Origin of the sequence: Postechiella marina (genome assembly GCF_039538365.1) — a bacterium.
In the GTDB taxonomy this organism is placed as follows: domain Bacteria; phylum Bacteroidota; class Bacteroidia; order Flavobacteriales; family Flavobacteriaceae; genus Postechiella; species Postechiella marina.
The window spans coordinates 142725-158857 of record NZ_BAABCA010000004.1; the positions used below are offsets into that span (position 1 = coordinate 142725).

General features: G+C 30.8%; 10 protein-coding genes. 6 read left to right on the forward strand and 4 right to left on the reverse strand.

The genetic code is table 11. The features are described 5' to 3' along the window. Nucleotides 1-60 precede the first annotated feature (60 nt). Nucleotides 61-1845, reverse strand: a complete 1785-nt coding sequence (locus ABD715_RS09915; protein ID WP_344788050.1) for a hypothetical protein — start codon at nucleotides 1843-1845, stop codon at nucleotides 61-63. A gap of 150 nt (nucleotides 1846-1995) precedes the next feature. Here ABD715_RS09915 and ABD715_RS09920 point away from each other — a divergent pair, with 150 nt between their 5' ends. The 5 genes from ABD715_RS09920 to ABD715_RS09940 all read left to right on the forward strand — a co-directional run bounded on the left by ABD715_RS09920 (nucleotide 1996) and on the right by ABD715_RS09940 (nucleotide 9183). Next, the gene (locus tag ABD715_RS09920; RefSeq protein WP_344788051.1) at nucleotides 1996-2511 is read left to right on the forward strand and encodes an RNA polymerase sigma factor; all 516 of its coding nucleotides are present in this window, start codon (nucleotides 1996-1998) and stop codon (nucleotides 2509-2511) included. A gap of 63 nt (nucleotides 2512-2574) precedes the next feature. After that, on the forward strand, nucleotides 2575-3471 hold the full coding sequence (locus ABD715_RS09925) for a FecR family protein (protein WP_344788052.1): 897 nt from the start codon (nucleotides 2575-2577) through the stop codon (nucleotides 3469-3471). Further along, entirely contained in the window at nucleotides 3464-5788 is a 2325-nt protein-coding gene (locus ABD715_RS09930; RefSeq protein ID WP_344788053.1) for a TonB-dependent receptor plug domain-containing protein, read from the forward strand. The genes ABD715_RS09925 and ABD715_RS09930 overlap by 8 nt, the downstream gene beginning before the upstream one ends. A 99-nt stretch (nucleotides 5789-5887) precedes the next feature. Continuing rightward, nucleotides 5888-7546, forward strand: a complete 1659-nt coding sequence (locus ABD715_RS09935; protein WP_344788054.1) for a DUF1800 domain-containing protein — start codon at nucleotides 5888-5890, stop codon at nucleotides 7544-7546. A gap of 11 nt (nucleotides 7547-7557) precedes the next feature. Further along, the gene (locus ABD715_RS09940) at nucleotides 7558-9183 is read left to right on the forward strand and encodes a DUF1501 domain-containing protein (RefSeq protein WP_344788055.1); all 1626 of its coding nucleotides are present in this window, start codon (nucleotides 7558-7560) and stop codon (nucleotides 9181-9183) included. A 75-nt stretch (nucleotides 9184-9258) separates the two neighbouring features. Here the strand turns inward: ABD715_RS09940 and argS are convergent, their stop codons facing one another. Beyond that, nucleotides 9259-11043 (reverse strand): arginine--tRNA ligase, encoded by a 1785-nt coding sequence (gene argS / locus ABD715_RS09945; protein WP_344788056.1) that lies wholly within the window; start codon nucleotides 11041-11043, stop codon nucleotides 9259-9261. Between the two features lie 425 nt (nucleotides 11044-11468). On the opposite strand from argS, the gene ABD715_RS09950 reads away from it, so the two are divergent. Then, on the forward strand, nucleotides 11469-13553 hold the full coding sequence (locus ABD715_RS09950; RefSeq protein ID WP_344788057.1) for a tetratricopeptide repeat-containing sensor histidine kinase: 2085 nt from the start codon (nucleotides 11469-11471) through the stop codon (nucleotides 13551-13553). A 41-nt stretch (nucleotides 13554-13594) separates the two neighbouring features. Here the strand turns inward: ABD715_RS09950 and ctlX are convergent, their stop codons facing one another. Together ctlX and ABD715_RS09960 are read right to left on the reverse strand one after the other, a co-directional pair. Further along, a complete protein-coding gene (gene ctlX / locus ABD715_RS09955) occupies nucleotides 13595-14530 on the reverse strand; it encodes a citrulline utilization hydrolase CtlX (protein WP_344788059.1) in 936 nt (311 codons plus the stop codon). A gap of 607 nt (nucleotides 14531-15137) precedes the next feature. Beyond that, nucleotides 15138-16052 carry a dimethylarginine dimethylaminohydrolase family protein gene (locus ABD715_RS09960; protein ID WP_344788060.1) on the reverse strand — a complete coding sequence of 305 codons (915 nt, stop codon included), beginning with the start codon at nucleotides 16050-16052 and terminating at the stop codon, nucleotides 15138-15140. Nucleotides 16053-16133: the final 81 nt, after the last annotated feature.

The following is a 16133-nucleotide window of genomic DNA, read 5'->3' on the forward strand; positions in this document are numbered from 1 at the left end:
CTTTGCTTAATAATTAACCTAACAAACCAAAAAGATATAAAGACACCTTTTATTTATACGCTACCAATTATTAATTTCGAGTACTAAAATTCGTTCTATAGTTCCATTATCGTTATAATCTCTTAGTTCTATTCTGTCTTGAGAAACCGCGTTTATTTTCCATCTGTGGTTAAGGTTGTTAAAAGGTGAGTTATTTTTAAAGTTAAGCCCTAAAAACAAATCTGCGCTTCTGTAAGCTAGCCAAGAGCCTGTGTAAGACACATTATTTGGCACCTCGTTGTGGTATACATTTACGCTACCTGTTTCAGAAAAAGTTAAAGTATAAGATTGGAACTCATCCTTTTGTTGGGTATCTCCGTCTATATACGAAGTGACTATCCAGTCTCCATCCCAACCTGCTCCCCAAGAAGATGTAAGAATAGTTTCTATATCGTTTAAATCTTGGTCTTCTCCTACGCAGTGGCGTTCTAAAGTCAATTTATTATCAGCGTTAGCTAACTTAATTAAATCATCATCTAAAAATGTTATAGCCCATTCTAGTTTTAAATTAGGTCTTTCGTCTATAGTTACTTGTAAAATAAAGCTGTTATTTATTGACTCTATTTGGTAAGTACCATCTACTAAATCGCCATTTACCTTTAATTTAACAACGCTATTTTCTAAAAATTTTAATGGCTCTCCAATGTATTGCTTATCGTTCTCGGTACCATTTACTGTTAATCTTGCAACACGCCACAAGCATTCTTGCAAAACATTTTCTATATATTCTTTGGTATAATCTACAACAACATCACAATTCTTCTTTAATAAAATTTTATTTCCTCCAACTTGGAAAAACTTAATCGATTCTTTCCCTAAATCGTATACAAACCATTCTAATGTAAAATCTGCTAGATTGTCAAACTCTAGCTTTATTAAAGCTCCATTATCTGTTACTCGAGTAGACCAACTCCCCGTTAATAATTCGCCCTCTTTAGACCTCATTTTCAACACATTATTATCTATAAATTTAATAGTATATTGCTTATAAGTATCTCCTAAATCTTCTTCGTTTCTTTTAAATTCATAAACAACCCAAGGGCATAACTTTAAATAGGTGTCTAAACTTTCTTTAGTAAAATCGTCGTCGTGGTAGTTGTTATCATCATCCTCATCACAGTTATCTTTAGCTTCATTAATTACATTTTCTAAAGCATTATTGTTGTTCACTTCTACTAAAGAACCGTCTGCAAGCTTCATAGTTACAGGAAAATTAAGACTTGCAAAAACTTCTTCATTTCTTACACGTTTTATAAAACGATATAATGCTCTGTCGTTTTCTATCGTAATTGTATTTATAACCTGAAAATCGGGATTGTATATTGCAAAAGAAATAGGGTATTGAAAGTCTATACATTCTATATCATCATCTTCTTCGTTTTCATCATGGCAACCTGCTACTAAATCGTCTAAAGCTTGGCTATTTGAAATTACAACCTCTTCGTGATTTGACAAGATAATGGTAATAGGAAAAATGATATCCAAAGTATCTTCATCATCTTCAAACTCATCATAAATAGACTCTATAAGTTTAAAGTCTTCTTCTGAATTTATAATAATATCAATATCCTTAATTATCACGGTAACTGGTAACTCTACAGACAAACAACTCGCTTGATCTATTATATTATCTTTAGAACCATCTTTTTTTGAAGTTGAACTAATTAGAGTTGTTAACATAGCATCGGGAGCTAAAGATTCTGACTCTACAGGCTCTGTTATTTCTATTTTTTCTTCTTGACAAGAATAAAATATTATAAAAGCAAAAAAAGGTAATAACATTACCAACTTTAATTTCTTTTTCATGACATTTAATATTTTTAGATTACTATTGCGGTTTTATATATTAAACATGATAACCTTAAAAACACCTACCCGCTTTTTCTTTTTTTTTAAATTAAAAAAAACCTAAGCTATAAAAAAATCTTACTTTTAGCCCTACCAATTACAAGATGTATGAGTAAACCACTGCATAATAATATTTGCGAAGAACGCATTTTTTCATCCATATTTAAAAAGCATTCTAAAGATTTATACCATTTTCTATACTACAAATTTGGTGATTCACTAAATCCTAAAGATAAAGTACAGGAAGCTTTTATTAAATTATGGCAAAATTGTGCAAAGGTATCTCCAGAAAAAGCAAAGAGTTTTGTTTTTACCGCTGCCAACAACTTAATGCTTAACGAGGCTGCGCACCAAAAAGTGGTTTTAAAACACCAAAAAACAAAACCAAAAACGTATACCAACGAAAGCCCTGAATTTTTAATGCAGGAAAGCGAGTATAACGACAAATTACAAAAAGCTTTGGCCAATTTAACAGATGCACAGCGTACTGCTTTTATGATGAATCGCGTTGAAGGAAAACGTTTTAAAGAAATTGCAGCTCTATTAAATATTTCTACTAAAGCTGTTGAAAAACGAATTTATGGGGCTTTAAAAAAATTAAGAGCCGATATTAAAGAGCTTTAATTAAAAAAAAACTCTAAGGGTAGGAAAAAATAAAAGTTAACTGTTATATAGTTGTATAATATTATGAAACGAGAAGAATTAATAACGAAATGGTTAGATAACAATCTAAATAATGAAGAGTTTGAGGCTTTTAAAAACCTTGAAGACTATGAAGATTTAATAAAATTAAACAGCTATTTGCAAACTTTTAAAGCAGATAGCTATAGTGTAGACAAAGCATTAAACAGCACCTTATCTGCTATTAAATCGACAAAAAAACAACCTAAACAGTGGTTAAAACCTTTATTAAAAATAGCAGCCATTCTAGCTATTTGCTTTGGTTTGTATTTTTATACAACAACTTTAAACACAACAATAAATACTGCTATTGCAGAGAAAACAGAAATAGAATTGCCAGATGCCTCTAGTGTATTGCTTAATGCAAAATCTATTTTAGCATTTAATAAAAATAACTGGAAAAACGAGCGTAATGTTACCTTACAAGGCGAAGCTTTTTTTAAAGTAGCAAAAGGCTCTAGCTTTAGTGTTATTACAAATGCAGGTATAGTTACTGTTTATGGCACACAGTTTAATGTAAAACAAAGAGAAAATTATTTTGAAGTTATATGCTACGAAGGTTTAGTTGGAGTAACACACAATTCTCAAGAAACTAAATTAAAGCCTGGAGACAGTTTTTTAATTATAGACGGGAAAAAAATTGCTTTAGAAAAAGAAAATGCTTCAACACCTTCGTGGTTAAACAACCAGAGTAACTTTAAAAGTTTACCATTTAAAACTGTTTTAGCAGAATTTGAACGCCAATACAACGTAACTTTTAGCCTTATAAACGTTAATAAAGAAGAACTTTTTACGGGGACTTTCCCTCACGACGATATAGACAAAGCTTTAAAGTTAATTACATTGCCTTCGCAGTTAACATTTAGTAAAAACAAAAATTCTATTATTTTAAAACGTGAGTAGTAAAGGTATTCTTTCTGTTTTTTTATTATTTTTTTTAAATACTTTAACGCTTAAAGCACAAAGTTTTCAAAAAGAAAAAAAATTACTTACTTCTGTTTTAAAAACTTTAGAAAACAAGTATAATCTTAATTTTACTTATGCCGATTTAAATGTTAAAAACATAGAAATTACTCCGCCAAAAAGTAATTTACCTGTTAAAGAGGCGATTCTTTTTTTACAGAAGGAAACCAAGCTAGATTTTGAAGTATTAGATGAGCGTTATATAGTAATAAAAAAAAGAAGAATAGCCAAAACAAAGTACTTAACACAAAGGCTTGACGAGGTTATTGTTACCAATTATTTAACCTCTGGTATAACTAAATTAAACGATGGTAGCATTAATATTAAACCAGAGTCTTTTGGTATTTTACCTGGTTTAATAGAGCCAGATGTGCTACAAACCATACAAGCGCTTCCAGGGGTTTTAAGTATAGACGAAACCGTATCTAATATTAATGTTCGCGGAGGTACTCACGACCAAAACTTACTGCTTTGGGATGGTATTAAAATGTATCATTCTGGGCATTTCTTTGGTTTAATATCTGCCTTTAATCCGTATGTTACAAAATCCATAAACATCTATAAAAACGGAACTAGTTCTAAATATGGCGATGGTATTTCTAGTATAATCGATATGCGGTTACCAGATGCTATAGACAATACATTTAGTGCTGGAGCTGGTTTTAACTTAATTAATGCCGATGGTTTTGCTAAAATACCTCTCAATCATAATTCTGAATTACAAGTATCGCTACGTCGATCGCTTACAGATTTAATTGAAACACCTACTTACAATCAATATTCTAAACGCGCTTTTCAAGACACCGAATTAACTAATTTTAATCAAAACGAAAATTTTTCGTTTCATGATATTACACTTAAGTTTTTATATAACTTATCAAAAAAAGATAAATTAAGATTTCATTTTATAAATGCTAGTAATAATTTAGACTTTGAAGAACAATCTACAGTTAACGATAAAGAAGAAATATTAAACAGTAAATTGTCGCAACAAAATACTGCGCTAAGTTTTACCTATACCAGAGATTGGAACAAAAAACTCTCTACTACAGCTCAAATTTATGTTTCTAACTACGACTTAGACGCCACAAATTTTGACATTACAAACAACCAACGCTTAATTCAAGAAAATGAAGTTTATGATGGCTCGGCTAAGCTAGAAATAAACTACACGCCTACTAACACATTAAAAATTGAAGGAGGCTATCAATTTACAGAAACAGGTATAAGTAACTTAGAAGACGTTAGTAGACCTATTTTTAGAAGCTTTATAAAACAAGTTGTAAGAAGTCATTCTGTTTATGCAGAAGGCTCTTTTTTACCAAAAAATGCAAATACAAATTTAAGATTTGGTACTAGAGTAAACTATATACAAAAACTAGATGCTTTACTAGTTGAACCACGTTTAAGCTTTAGTCAACGTTTTTTTAATTATTTTAAATTCCAATTATTAGCTGAGTTAAAAAGTCAGACAACATCACAAATTATAGATTTACAAAACGATTTTTTAGGTGTAGAAAAAAGACGTTGGGTACTATCTAACAATAAAAACACCATTAATCCAGATATAGGAGAATCCTACATTCCTATTATAAAAAGCAAACAAATATCTACAGGTATAAGCTATAAAAAAAACAATTTATTAGTAAGCGTAGAAACTTATCTTAAAAATGTAGACGGTATAACTACACAAAGTCAAGGATTTCAAAATCAGTACCAATTTGTAAAAGCCATTGGCCAATATAAAATTAAAGGCATAGACTTTTTAATAAACAAACAGTTTAGTAACATACTTAGCACATGGTTAAGCTATTCTTACAGTAAAAGCAATTATAGTTTTAATACTTTAAATAATGGAGACATTTTTCCTAACAATTCTGATATAAGACATGCCTTATCACTTTCGGGAGCCTATACCTATAACGACTTTAAGCTAGCATTAGGCTTAAATTGGCATTCTGGAAAACCTACAACATTACCCGATTATGAAGCCGGTTTTAGTGATGGAGTTATAACTTACCAAAAACCAAATACATCTAATTTAAACGATTATTTAAGAACCGACTGTTCTGCAACTTATAGGTTCGATATTTCTAATAAAACCGATGCCATTATTGGTGCCTCTATTTGGAATCTTCTTGACAAAAAGAATATAATTAATACTTATTACACCTTAGATGCCAATAATAATATTACCAAAGTAGAAAATCAATCTTTAGGCATCACACCAAACGTAAGTTTTAGACTACGATTTTAGATAAAATACATCTTTTTTATGCTACAAATAATCCAATTAACTAATATATTTTGATAACACACTGGTTTAGACTAATTTGTAACTAACAAAACTAAACGAATGGCATCAATAAATCCTTTAAATGGTAAGTTAGGATTACGAAAAGCAAAACACCTATTACGCCGAGCAACATTTAATTATACCAAAGAGCAATTAGATATTTTTGCAAACATGACAGCTACAGAGGCTGTTAATAGCATAGCAACAAATCCTACTAATGTATTATCTGAACCATACGACCCTTTACCCACAGACGCTCCAGATGGTTTCTGGACATCTTCAGGTCAACATCCAAACACCTTTTCTGGTTCTGGTAGAAAAAGATCTCATGTAACCGCATGGTGGTGGTACAACGCCATAAACCAAGTAAGTTTAAAACATAAATTATCTTTTTTTCTCCATACAAGCTTTACAGTTGCCAAAGATTTAGGTGTTGGATATTCCGAGTTTTTTTACGACCATATTCGTCTGTTAGATTTTTATGCCTTAGGCAATATAAAAACCTTAGCAAAAAAAATTACACTAGATAACGCCATGCTAGATTATCTAGATAATACTCAGAATAATAAAAACAATCCTAACGAAAACTATGCAAGAGAATATTTAGAGCTTTTTACCATTTTAAAAGGAGAACAAATAGGAGAAGGCAATTACACCAATTATACAGAAATAGATATACAGCAAGCTGCTAAAGTATTTTCTGGCTTTAAAAAACAATATGACAGAAATGGTAATATTGATGCAGACACTAACTTACCTACAGGATACCTAAATATTTATCAACACGACACCAATAATAAAACTTTTAGCAGTGCTTTTGGCAATAAAGTTATTACAGGAAGAAACACAACTACAGGTATATTCGAAGAATTAGATGATTTTGTAGACATGGTTTTTAATCAACCAGAAACAGCAAAAGCTTATTGCAGAAAACTATACCGATATTTTGTAAAAAGTAAATGGGATGCAACCATAGAAACAGATGTAATAGAACCCCTAGCAGAATTACTTATTGACAATAATTACGAAATTTTGCCAGTAGTAAAAAAGCTGTTAACAAGCGAGCATTTTTACGATATTGGAGATGGAAACGAAACCGATAATATTATTGGAGCACTAATAAAAAGTCCGCTACAATTACTTTCAGAAATATTTTCAATATTTAGTGTATCATTTCCAGATCCTAAAACAGAGCCTTCTTTATTTTATAAAAACTTCTTTTTCTGGTTTATTCATGGCACCTATTTTAAAGCTGCTGGCATGGAGTTTTACAATCCAGATTCGGTTGCTGGGTATCCGCCATACTACCAAGAGCCTAATTTCGATCAAATTTGGTTTTCATCAAACACCATTATTGGTAGGTATAAAATAATAGAAAGTTTAATAATTGGGCGTAATACAATTAATCCGAATGCAAAAATTTACACCAGTATAGATACTGTTGCTTTTATAGAAGATAAAATAGCTATAGACATAGCAAAAGACCCAAATACTTTAGTTGTACAATTAGCAGAGTTACTATACCCCGAAAGTATCGATACAGACAGAGCAAATTATTTTAAACAGTTTTTAATTGAAGATTCTAATGATTATTACTGGTCTGGAGCATGGCAAAAATATATTAACACTCATAGCGAAGACGACAAACTTACTGTAAAAACCCGCTTAGATGCACTTATTATTGCCATGGTTAACGCAGCAGAATTTCAATTAATGTAAGCTATTAAATTATGAAAAGAAGAAATTTTATAAAACTATCGGCTACAGCTTCTGTTATTGGGTTAACACCTTTTGAATTGCAAGCTGCTTTAAAATCTTTTATGCCTTTTGAAGATTGCCCAAACATATCTAACAGAAAATTAGTACTTATAAATTTAGCAGGCGCAAACGATGGCTTAAACACCATTATTCCTATAAGTGAATACAGTACCTACGCCAATTTAAGGCCAGATATAAAAGTACCCGAAAACGGAGCCAATAAATATATTACATTAGATGACACACTACCTAGCAACCAACAAATTGGCTTAAACCCAATACTTACTGGTTTTAAATCTATTTACGATAAAGGTTTGCTTAGAGTTATGCAATCTGTAGGGTATCCATCTCAAAATAAAAGTCATTTTAAATCTACCGATTTATATTTAACAGGAAACGATGGAAATAGCGTACTAAATGGAGCAGAAACAGGTTGGATTGGTAGGTTTATGGAGCTTTATTATTCTGACTTATTATTAGAAACTTTTCCTTTGGCTGTAGAAATAGGCTCTAATAAAACCTCTTTAGGTTTTCATGGCGAACAAGCGCACGGTATGTCTCTAAACATAACAGGACAAGACCCTTCTGGGTTTTATAATGTTTTAAATGGTTTAGGGGGCGCACCGCCAACCAACATTCCAAATTCTGATTATGGTAAACAATTAGAGTTTATAAATAATACCGATGCCCTTTCTAACACCTATGCGCAGGCCATTTCTTCGGCTTTTAATAATGGGCAAAACGACGCCAGTTATCCTGATACAGATTTATCTAATCAATTAAAAACGGTAGCTAGATTAATAAGTGGAGATTTAGGCTCTAAAATTTATATGGTTCGTATTTCTGGATTTGATACCCATAATGCTCAAGTACAAAGTTCTGGTGATGTGCTAGGAAAACACTCTAATTTATTAGACCAATTATCTAGTGGTGTTGAAGCTTTTTTAAATGATTTAAAAAGTCAGAATTTGGCTGATGATGTTGTTGGACTAACCTTTTCTGAGTTTGGAAGAAAAGCAGCTCAAAATGGTAATTTAGGAACCGATCATGGAGAAATTGCACCTATGTTTGTTTTTGGTAATCCTGTGGCTGGAGGTGTGTCTGGAACGAATCCAGATTTAACTGAAGCTACGAGCTCTAACAATTTTCAAATTCAAACCGTACAATACGATTATCGCCAAACGTTTGGAACATTATTACAAGATTTTTTAGGTGCAGATAGTGCCATTATTGATGCTACTTTTTTTAACCATAGTACAAATAATAGCTTTACAAACTTAAAGCTTCCCGAAATTTTAAGCGCACCATTATCTAGCGCATGTCTTACTTTAACAAACAAATTAGCCATAAAAGACGATAAAAAATGGTTATTATACCCTAATCCGTTTAACAATGTAATTAATTTTGTAAGTGTAGAAAAAGCACCTGTACTTGCTTATAATTTATATAACTCTTCTGGTGTTTTAATTATAAGTAATAGTGCAGATTTAATAGATGGAGCTGTATCTATTAATTTTAAAAACTTAAGCAAAGGTGTCTATATTTTCGAAATAAAAATTAACGAGAAACGAGAAATACATAAAGCCATAAAAGTTTAAATTAAAAAAATAAAAGCCGATAAATGTTCGAAAAAACAAGAACATTTATCGGCTTTATTTAGTATAATTTTTTAATTACATACGTTCTGGAACATGAATGCCTAAAACACTAAATGCACTTTTTATAGTAATAGCTACTTTTCTAGAAAGCTGAACTCTAAAAGATTTTTCTGTATCGTTATCGGCTCCTAAAATAGATACATTTTGATAAAATGAGTTAAACTCTTTTACCAAGTCGTAAGTATAGTTAGCTATTAGCGCAGGACTATGCTGAGATGCAGCGTTTTGTATAACTTCAGGAAACAACTGCAATTGCTTTATTAGTTCGCGCTCTTTATCGTGAAGTGAAACCTGTAAAGCTTCAGATGTTATTGAAGCATTTAAATCTGCTTTTCTTAAAATAGATTGAATTCTAGCATAAGTATACTGAATAAATGGACCTGTATTTCCTTGAAAATCTATAGATTCTTTCGGGTCGAATAAAATTCGTTTTTTTGGATCTACCTTTAATATATAATACTTTAAAGCTCCTAAACCAATTGTTTTATAAAGCGCTTGCTTTTCTGTTTCAGAATAACCGTCTAGCTTCCCTAATTCTTCCGAAATTTCGCCAGCAGTTTTGGCCATTTCGTCAATTAAATCGTCTGCATCAACTACAGTACCTTCTCTACTCTTCATTTTTCCACTAGGCAAATCTACCATACCATAACTTAAATGATATAAATTCTCTGCCCAATCGAATCCTAGTTTTTTCAGAATTAAAAACAAGACTTTAAAATGATAATCTTGCTCGTTACCAACCGTATAAACCATACCGCCAACATCTGGAAAATCTTTAATTCTTTGTATTGCAGTTCCAATATCTTGAGTCATGTATACCGCAGTACCGTCAGATCGTTGAACTATTTTTTTATCTAATCCGTCATCTGTTAAATCACACCAAACCGACCCATCTTCTTCTTTTATAAAAACCCCCGATTTTAAACCTTCGGCTACAAATTCTTTTCCCAACAAATAGGTATTACTTTCGTAATATAAAGTATCAAAATCTACACCTAAATTTTTGTAAGATACATTAAAACCATCATATACCCAGCCATTCATTTTTTTCCAAAGCGCTACAACATTTTCATCTCCTGCTTCCCATTTTAAAAGCATTTGCTGTGCATCTAATAAAATTGGGGCACTCTTTTTTGCCTCTTCTTCTGTTTTGCCTTCTGCTATTAAATTGCTAATTTCTTTTTTATATTCTTGATCGAATTTAACATAGTAATTTCCTACTAACTTATCGCCTTTTAACCCCGAACTTTTTGGTGTTTCTCCATTTCCAAAACGTTCCCAAGCCAACATACTTTTACAAATATGAATACCACGATCGTTAATAATTTGAGTTTTATAAACCTTTTTACCAGAAGCCTTTAAAATCTCTGCTACACTGTAGCCTAAAAGGTTATTTCTAACATGGCCTAAGTGTAATGGTTTGTTAGTGTTTGGAGACGAATACTCTACCATAACCGCTTTATTATTGGCACTAGGTGTTACAAAACCAAAAGTATCGTCGTTTTTTACGGTATTAAAAAAATTAACAAAATAGCTATCTACTATTTCTATATTTAAAAATCCTTTTACAACATTAAACGCTTTTACTTCGTCTACATTATCTACTAAATAAGTACCAACTGTCTGTCCTATTTGTACAGGATTTCCCTTAACAAGGCGCAACATAGGAAATATTACTACTGTTATATCTCCTGCAAATTCTTTTCTTGTTGCTTGAAATTCTACAGTTTCTAAATTTACATTATACGAAGCTTTTATTGCTTCTTTTACTTGATTAGATAAAGTCTCTTGAAGGCTCATTTATAGTCGCTTTTTAAGAGAGCAAAGATAAAATTTTTATTAAGCTTTATTTGTAAAAAATGATTTTTATAAAGAGGGTTAATCCTCAATCTATTTTACTGCGATATAATAACAAAATACTATAACAAAAGTTGCTATTAACTTAAAAGCATGTTGTTATTCTAAGATATTTACCGTTAGTCTATTCGTCGATTTTTTAGTAAAATTTAACACCTCCTTTTAACTAATTTTTTGGCATTAAATCGCAGAAATTAGATTTTATATACTTTTTTAGTAATTTTTGTTAAATAATTGCTATGTCACACTAAAATCTAACCATTTTAAAGGGTAACAATGTTATCAAACTCTCAAAAGCTTATCTTTAATTCCCTCATTAAGATATTCATTATTGACAGCTATAAAATGTTGTTTATTTAAATATGAGTATGAGGAAAATAATTGTTTTAATTATTCTATGCTTATCTATGAATTTTGTTTGGTCTCAAAACAAAATCATAGACAGCCTCTCTATTGAATTAGCTTACCAAAAAGCTGATTCTTTAAAGGTAGACACCTCATTATATTTAATTAAAAATCTTTATGCTGCAAAAAATTACGATAAAGCTTTAAAGTATATTATTGAAAGTGAAAAACTGTCTAACTCGTTAAATTACCATAAAGGCATTGCAGAAATTACCTACTACAAAGCATTAATTTATGCAGAAAAAAATGATTATATAAATGCTGTTAGTGGTTACTCAAAATCTAAAGACTTGTTTAATCAATTAAACGACACTTTAAGTGTTGCTATGGTTAATAATAGTATTGGCCTTATAGAGATTAAACGCGGTAATTACGATAAAGGACTTCAATACTCACTATCTTCTATTAAAGAATTAGAAAAAAGAGGCTTAAAAAACGATTTAAAATTAGCATACAGCAACTTAGCAGAGGCCTATTATAAAATAAAAAACTACGATAAAGCAACTCCATTTTATTTAAAGGCTTTACAAATACAAACGCAACTACAGGATAAAGAAGGAATAAATGCATCTAATCTTCATTTAGCTAAACTTTATTCTTTCTCTAAAGAACATAGAAAAGCGATTGATTATTACGAAAAAGTAATTTCGTCTTTAAATTCTAAAAGCGATTCTGCTCGTGCAAAAATATACCCGCAATTGGGTGCCGAGTATTTAAAGTTTCATGACTATAAAAATGCGACCAAGTATTTAACTCAAGCTTACGGACTTAATAAACGAGCAAATAACGATGCTGGTTTTTTAACAACCTTAATTAATCTAGCCGACTTAAACTTACAGCAAAGACGTGTTATTATTGCAGAGAAACAGCTGCTACAAGCAGGTGTTCTTGCCAAAAAACTAAACAATAAAGAAGAGTTATTAAGGCAGTATGAATTAATGAAAGCTATAGACTCTACCAACCGTAGATTTGACAGAGCTTTTGTTTGGCAACGCAGATATTACAGTTTAAAAGATAGCCTTGAGCGGGCAAAAGCACCAGTTAACAGCATAAATAATACTCCCGTACAAAATTTAAACCTCGATCTAAATTTTGATAAACGTAAAAAACCAGAAAAACCAATTGCTACAACTACCATTAATAATGATGAAGAGTTGCTTGAGCTTAAAAAGAAAAATAAAAAACTTCAATTATTTACCTACATATTATTAGCTATACTTGCTTTAGTTATTACTGCGTTGTTTTTAATTTATTTTAAAAGAAACAACAACTTGAAATATACACAAGAGTTGGAAGAAAAAAATATTAAAATTGAATTACAAAACGAAGCTTTTCTTGAACAGACTAAACACCTTGAAAATGTTAATAATGTAAAAGACAAATTGTTTTCTATAGTGTCGCACGATTTAAAAGATTCACTATCGTCTATTAATGGTTTTATAGATTTAATGAAAGATGGTTCGCTTACACGACAAGAATTTGATAATTTAATTCCAGAATTAAGTGAAAACGCAAACAATGCCTCTTTACTTTTATTTAATCTTTTAAATTGGTCTAAATCTCAAATGCAGTCTTTAAAGCCCAACCCAAGCTTATTTGACATACAAGAGGTGTTTGAAGACAAAGTAAAACTAATAGAGCAACGTATAGAAAGTAAGGGCATTGATTTGGTAGACCATTCTTTACGCGATTTTGCTTATGCTGATAGAAGCATGTTCGAAATTGTAGTACAGAATTTGCTTGCTAATGCTTTAAAATTTTCTAAAAATGGAGATACTATTACTATTTCTAACCATATAAGTAATGGTAGCTGTATTATAAGTATTGCAGACTCTGGTGTTGGAATATCTAAGAAAAATATTGAAAAAATTTTTAAAGGTAATTCTTTTACAACCATGGGCACTAATAACGAAAAAGGTACAGGTTTAGGCCTATCTATTTGCAGAGAACTTGTAGAGTTAAATGGTGGGAAAATTTGGGTAGAAAGTACCGTTAATGTTGGCAGTACTTTTTATGTACAATTACCAAAATCTAAACCTGCAGAATAATTTAATACTGCAGGCCTGTTATATTTATAAAAAACCAAAAATTAAACTTTAGGTAAAAACACTTCAGCCATCATACAGCGTGCACTACCTCCACCGCAAGCTTCAATAGTATCTAAAGAGCTTGATAAAATTTTAGTATGTTTATTTAAACTCGCAACCTGCCCCTTATTTAAAGTATTGTAAGCTGCTTGGCTCATTATTAAATATGGCTCATTATTCGCTCCTTTTACTTGAAGCATGTTACCAGCAAAGTTATTTACCTGTGCTTCAGTTATTGCTATAATTTCTTTACCATCTTCTTTTAAGTGCTTAATAACACTTTTTCTTTCCTTTTTATCATCTATGCTGTCTAAACAAATAACCGCAAAGGTTTCGCCAACACACATCATTACATTTGTATGATATATGGCTTTGCGTACTCCGCTAACAGTTTGATTAGATGTAAAAACAACAGGTGTAAACTCAAAATCTTCACAAAATTCTATAAACAAATCTTCGTCTGCTCGAGGAGATAGCGCACAATATGCCTTACGGTTAACACGGTCTAAAATTAAACTTCCTGTACCTTCTAGAAAAACATGTTCTGCTTCAGCACTTGTGTAATCTATAATATTATTAATTACAAAGCCTTGCTCTTCTAGAGTAACTAATACATCTTCTCTACGTTCTAGTCTTCTATTTTCTGCAAACATGGGGTATAGCCCAACATGTCCGTTTTCGTGAAACGACACCCAGTTATTAGGAAAAATAGAATCGGGTGTATCTGTATCTTTACTATCGTTTACAACAATTACATTTACTCCAATACCTCTAAGCTTTTCTACGTAAGCATCAAACTCTTGTTGCGCCTTTGCATTTACCGTTTCTGGCAATACATTGTCTAAAACAGTTTGATAATAATTGTTTACAGCTGTTTGCTCGTTCATCCTGAAGCTTACAGGGCGAATCATTAATATTGAATTTGTAATTTGTTGCATAGTAAAAATGTTATACTACAAAAGTATGACTATTTAAATAATACTACAACCAACTGTAAAATAAAGAAAAGTATTATTGAGAGCTTACAAACGTAGAAGGCAAAATAGTTTATGGACTTTTAAACGATAACGTATTTAAACCTTATAGAGACCATTTATACTTATCTATAAACGAACAAGAATTTAATCAATCTGTAGATTGGGTATATTTTAAGAGCAAAGATGCTAAAAGCAACGATTTAAAATTAGAACTAGAATTATCCTATGCTATTTTTGATAGATTAAATTTATTATGTATAATACTCTCTTTTATTTATTAATAACAAAATAATATTTAGAACCAACGCTTTATCTAGTTTGCCATACTTTTTTTTAAGATTTAGGCATACAAAACGATATTAGCATTAGGTAAAATAATGGCTTAATATAATCTGGTATTGCTATATTGTTAGTACTTAAGAAACAACTCTATAATAAATTTTAGTTATTCTTACAGTAATAAAAGCCAAATAACTAGCGGAATTATAAAAGAGGATTACCACTTATTTTCTATAAACCTAAGTGTAAATGTTTTTTTTAAGCAAAAAACACCTTAAAGCAAATTTTACTAGTCTCTAATTAATGGCATTGTAGAGCAACGTAATAAGCCTTCTTGTTTGGCTATTTCTGCATAAGGTACTTCTTCTACAGTAAAACCTTGTTCTCTTAACCAAGTATTTAAACGTGTAAAATTTTGCTCAGAAATAATAACATCTTCAGATATTGAAAACACATTACTATTCATATTATACATTTCGTCTTTTGTTATTTCGAAAATATTGTCTTCTCCAAAAAAGTCTACTAACCACTGGTATTCTTTCTCAATCAAAAATCCGTTTTTATGAATAATAGCTTTGTCCTTTCCTATAGGCTGAAAACAACAATCTAAATGCAAAGCATTTTCTTTTGCTTGGGTGTTAGATTTTCTTAATTCGAAAGTTTTTACCGTTTTATTAGGAAACAATTCTTGTAATGCAATAACAGCATCTGTGTTTGTACGCGCTGTAATAATATCGGGGTAGTCTTCACCAGAATAAGTCCCTATAAAAATATAATCGTTCCAAGGCATAACATCACCTCCTTCAACATGGCATTCTTCGGGTAATAATATTCTATTTTCTTTTGCAACTTGATCCCAAACATAACGAATAGCTTCTACTTCTTTCTCTCTATCTGGTAAAATATTAGCTCTAATAATTTTATCTTCTATAACAAAGGCAATATCTCTAGAAAATATTTGATTACAGTTTTGAAGCACAGAAGGCCTATAAACGTCAACATCATATTTTTTTAAAACTGCTTCTACAGCATCCATTTCGGCAATCATGTCTGCTTCTTTGGGGTAAGTACCCGCTTTAACATGTTCAATGCTTTTAGGATCGTAACATTCTTCTACCGTCGGTGTTGGTCCACAACTTTCGGCAGTTCCAAGAATTACAGCTCGTAATCTTGATGTTTCGTTTTTTACATTTAATTTTAACATAATAGCAAATAAAATATATGAATATTGACTAACGCTTAATAATCTTGAGAAATATTATTAAAACTTAATACTAAGACAAAA

What these genes read in the sequence shown, in the direction of transcription:
- ABD715_RS09915 (WP_344788050.1), bottom strand. Translation starts at nt 1,845, where the DNA reads ATGAAAAAGAAATTAAAGTTGGTAATGTTATTACCTTTTTTTGCTTTT.
- ABD715_RS09920 (WP_344788051.1), top strand. Translation starts at nt 1,996, where the DNA reads ATGAGTAAACCACTGCATAATAATATTTGCGAAGAACGCATTTTTTCA.
- ABD715_RS09925 (WP_344788052.1), top strand. Translation starts at nt 2,575, where the DNA reads ATGAAACGAGAAGAATTAATAACGAAATGGTTAGATAACAATCTAAAT.
- ABD715_RS09935 (WP_344788054.1), top strand. Translation starts at nt 5,888, where the DNA reads ATGGCATCAATAAATCCTTTAAATGGTAAGTTAGGATTACGAAAAGCA.
- ABD715_RS09940 (WP_344788055.1), top strand. Translation starts at nt 7,558, where the DNA reads ATGAAAAGAAGAAATTTTATAAAACTATCGGCTACAGCTTCTGTTATT.
- argS (WP_344788056.1), bottom strand. Translation starts at nt 11,043, where the DNA reads ATGAGCCTTCAAGAGACTTTATCTAATCAAGTAAAAGAAGCAATAAAA.
- ABD715_RS09950 (WP_344788057.1), top strand. Translation starts at nt 11,469, where the DNA reads ATGAGGAAAATAATTGTTTTAATTATTCTATGCTTATCTATGAATTTT.
- ctlX (WP_344788059.1), bottom strand. Translation starts at nt 14,530, where the DNA reads ATGCAACAAATTACAAATTCAATATTAATGATTCGCCCTGTAAGCTTC.
- ABD715_RS09960 (WP_344788060.1), bottom strand. Translation starts at nt 16,052, where the DNA reads ATGTTAAAATTAAATGTAAAAAACGAAACATCAAGATTACGAGCTGTA.